The 3,637-nt window shown below is 66.0% G+C and carries 4 protein-coding genes; 1 reads left to right on the top strand and 3 read right to left on the bottom strand.

Going from position 1 to position 3,637, the window contains the following annotated elements; all coding sequences use genetic code 11:
• The coding region (locus tag JOZ76_RS20965; protein ID WP_291701426.1) for an MFS transporter at nucleotides 1–1,122 on the top strand (1,122 nt) is incomplete at its 5' end.
• A 37-nt stretch (nucleotides 1,123–1,159) separates the two neighbouring features.
• Here the strand turns inward: JOZ76_RS20965 and JOZ76_RS20960 are convergent.
• The 3 genes from JOZ76_RS20960 to JOZ76_RS20950 all read right to left on the bottom strand — a co-directional run.
• Nucleotides 1,160–1,441: a helix-turn-helix domain-containing protein gene (locus JOZ76_RS20960; protein ID WP_291701424.1), complete on the bottom strand. Its 282-nt coding sequence runs from the start codon at nucleotides 1,439–1,441 to the stop codon at nucleotides 1,160–1,162.
• Complete coding sequence (locus JOZ76_RS20955) at nucleotides 1,438–1,761, bottom strand: type II toxin-antitoxin system RelE/ParE family toxin (protein WP_291701422.1); 324 nt, start codon at nucleotides 1,759–1,761, stop codon at nucleotides 1,438–1,440. The genes JOZ76_RS20960 and JOZ76_RS20955 overlap by 4 nt, the downstream gene beginning before the upstream one ends.
• 149 nt (nucleotides 1,762–1,910) lie before the next feature.
• A partial coding sequence (locus tag JOZ76_RS20950) for a PAS domain S-box protein (protein ID WP_291701419.1) occupies nucleotides 1,911–3,637 on the bottom strand: 1,727 nt, incomplete at its 5' end.

The raw sequence follows: 3,637 nt of genomic DNA, 5'->3' as shown, positions 1-3,637 counted from the left end.
GGCGGCGGCATCATGCCGGTGGTGCAGACCGTGATTTCCGACGTGATCTCGCCGCGCGAGCGCGGCCAGTACCAGGCCTATTTCTCCGGCGTCTGGATGCTCGCCGGCATCGGCGGCCCGGTGCTGGGCGGCGTGTTTGCCGAACATCTGCACTGGTCGATGATCTTCTGGATCAACGTGCCGCTGGCAACAGCAGCGCTCGCGCTGCTGCTGCCGAAAATGGCCCGCATTCCGGTCTTTCACATGAGGCGCGAGGTCGACTGGCTCGGCGGCCTGCTGTTGATGGCGTCCGCCGTGGTCTTCATGCTGGTGTTGACCTGGGGCGGCCACCGCTTCGCCTGGCTGTCGCCGACCATCGTCGCGATGCTCGGGGCCTCGGTCGCGCTGGCGCTCTCGTTCGTCTGGCACGCGCACCGCGCCGACGAGCCGTTCTTGCCGCTGTCGCTGATCGGCGGCCGCGTCGTGCCCTACAGCATGCTGGCCGGTGGCTGCGCACTCGGCGCCATGATCGGGCTCACCGTGCACCTGCCGCTGTATTACGAGGTGGTTTATCACCTGACCGCCAGCGAGGCGGGCCTGGCGCTGATTCCGCTGGCGGCAATCTCGACCTTCGGCGCAGCGTTTGCCGGCCGCACCATGGCGCGGGTCAAGCACTACAAGCGCGTCGCGATCGCCGGCACGTCAGTCGCCACTCTGGTCGGCGTCGTGCTGACGCTGACCACGCCGCCGCTCTGGCTGCTGCTGGTGTGGCTCGCCGCATTCGGCATCGGGCTCGGCACCCCGTTTCCGATCTGCGTGGTGTCGTTGCAGAACGCGGTGCACCGTTCGCAGGTCGGCACCATCACCGGGGCGATGAACTTCTTCCGCTCCATGATGTCGTCGTTCACGGTCGCGATGTTCAGCGCGATCCTCTTGACGGCGCTCGGCTCCGACATCTCGCTCGGCGGCGAGGGTCACGGTCCGGTCGGCGGCATTCCGGTCGCCGACATGATCGCGGCCTTCCGTTACGTCTTCGGCGCTGCGACGGTGATGCTCGCCACGACCGCGCTCTGCATGATGGCAATGGAAGAACGGCCGCTCGCCGGTCCCGTCAAGCAGCAGCCGGTGGACATGGCGGAGTAGGCGGCAGTCCGGCCTCAGCGTTTCGAGGCGCGCAACGTCAGGCTGCCGACAGCCTGACCCGAAATCTGCTGCCCGTCGCCTCCGCATAGCGTAGCAGCGTCTTGGTGCTGGGCAGCGTTTGACCGCTTTCGAGGCGAGCGATCGTGGACTGGCTCGTGCGCATCCGCGTGGCCAGTTCCGCCTGGGACAGGCCGGCCCGCAAACGGGCCTTGAGCAGTTCGGCGGCGATCTCGAATTCCGGTGCGAGCGCGTCGTACTCGGCCTTGACCCTGGGATTGGCCAGCAAGCGTGCCTTGAGCTTCTCGAACGGGATTGTCATGTGATCTCCTTTGCGCGTCGCAAGGCGAGTTCGATTTCGGCACGTGGCGTCTTCTGCGTCTTCTTAACAAAGGCGCGGACCACGACGACCCTGCGACCGATCGCCGTGACATAGAGCGCCCGAGCAATTCCATCACGGCCCGTGAGCCTTAGCTCCCAAAGCTTTCCCTCCAAGTGTTTGACATGGGGCTCGCCCAGGCTTTCGAGGCCAACTGTCGCGATGCGATCGGCCAGCCGCAGAAATCGAGCCTGCATATCCGTCGGAAGGGCGGCGATCTCCGCCGCAACGGTCTCGTTGAGGATATCGACCCGCCAGGCCATGCACCTTTTTAATATCTCATTTTTAAGATACCAGCAAGGCAGGATCCTCATGGGGCGGCCGGTCGCCGGTCCCGCCGAGCAGCAGCCGGTGGACATGGCGGAGTAGGCGGTTTCGCGGTGCGCACTCACAAAACCCGCCGAGCCAAGCGTCACGTCGGCAGCGTGATCTCGCAAACCAGACCCTCCGGGCGCCAGTCGAAGCGGGCGGTGCCGTTCAGCTGGCCGATGGTCCGTTCGATGAGGCGGCTGCCAAAGCCCTGGCGTTCGGGCTTTTGCACGGGCGGGCCGCCCGTTTCGGTCCAGCGCAGCAGCAGTTTTCCGTCCGCGTCGCGCGACCACGTCAGCGCGATGGCGCCGGTCGCGTCGGACAATGCGCCGTATTTGGTGGCGTTGGTGGCCAGCTCATGCAGCACCACCGCGAGGGCTTGTGCGGCAGGCGGCTCCAGCAGCGCCTCGCGCCCCTCGATGCGGACGCGGCCGCCCTCCTCGCCGAGATAGGGCGCAAGCTCCTGCCGCGCGATGGCCAAGAGTTCGGCGCCGCTCCAGCGCGATTCGACGAACAGCGAGTGTACATTCGACAGCGCACGGATGCGCCCGGTGATCGCATCCTTCAGGCCCTCGGGGGTGTCCGACCGGGACAGGTTCACGATCGCCGCAACATTCGCCAGCAGGTTCTTGCTGCGGTGTTCCGCTTCCCGGGCGAGGACGCGGATGTGCTCCTGGTTGCGCTTCTGCTCGCTGATGTCGCGCGCGATCTTCGAGGCGCCGACGATTCGGCCTTCCGCATCCTTGACCGGAGACACGGTCAAGGCGACGTTGATGAGACCGCCATGCTTGCGCCGGCGGGCCGTCTCGAGATGATCGATTCGCTCGCCGCGCCTGATGCGGGCGAGGATCTCGCGCTCTTCGTCGAGGCGGTCCTGCGGAATGATGAGCGTGATCGGCTGGCCGATCGCCTCGTCCGCCTTGTATTCGAACAGGCGCTCGGCGCCCGCGTTCCAGCTGGAAATGATGCCGTTCAGGTCCTTGCTGACGATCGCATCCTCATTGGAGTCCACGATCGAAGCAATCCAGCGCCAGCGCTGTTCGGTGTCGCGGAGCGCCGCTTCGGCCTGTTTGCGCTCGGTGATGTCGAGCCCGGTGGGATGCAGGAACATGACCGTGCCGGTGGCGTCGCGAATCGGATGCATCGCAAAGTCCACGATGCGCTCGCGCCCGTCGGCCAGCCAGTAGCGCAGCTCCTCGCGAAACGCCGATCCCGCAGCCGCCTGTGCAGTGGCAAAGCGTATTCTTGCCCTGATCTCCGCGGAGCCCCGCCACCACGGTGTCTCCCAGAACGGCCGGCCCAGAACCTGCTCGCGCGTATAGCCGCACCAGTCGAGCGACAGGTTGTTGGCTTCCCGCAGATAACCGTGCAGGTCCAAAATCCCTGCGAAAATGGCGGACTGGTTGAACAGCGCCTCGAACTTGGCAGCCGTGGTCGAAAGCTCGCGCATCAGGGCCGCCTGCGCCGCCGCATAGGCCCGCACCTCGGTGACGTCGCGGTTGACCTCCAGCACGGTGCCGTCACTTAAGAGCTGCATCCGGCTGTCGACGACGACCTCGCGTCCATCCTTGCAGGTGTGGCGTAGTTCGCCGGACCAGACATGGCCATTCAAAAGCTCGGACGTCAGCTCCGCGAGTTCGACCGGAAACCTGGTTTTCAGGAGCGTGTGGCTGATGCGGCCAATCGCCTCGTCCGGCGAAAACCCGTAGAGTCGTTCGGCCCCGGCGTTCCAGCTATCGATGGCCCCACCGAGCCGCCACACGAACATCGGCTCATGCGAGAGGGAGAGCAGATCGGCCGCGCGGGCGGCCCCTGCCGATGGCGCGTTCG

The organism is Bradyrhizobium sp., from assembly GCF_019244115.1.
In the GTDB taxonomy this organism is placed as follows: Bacteria; Pseudomonadota; Alphaproteobacteria; order Rhizobiales; family Xanthobacteraceae; genus Bradyrhizobium.
The sequence above is the reverse complement of the archived record's forward strand: the minus strand, read 5'-3'. Positions and strand labels throughout refer to the sequence as shown.

Coding starts and splice junctions, on each gene's coding strand:
- JOZ76_RS20960 (WP_291701424.1), bottom strand. CDS start 1,441: ATGACAATCCCGTTCGAGAAGCTCAAGGCACGCTTGCTGGCCAATCCC.
- JOZ76_RS20955 (WP_291701422.1), bottom strand. CDS start 1,761: ATGGCCTGGCGGGTCGATATCCTCAACGAGACCGTTGCGGCGGAGATC.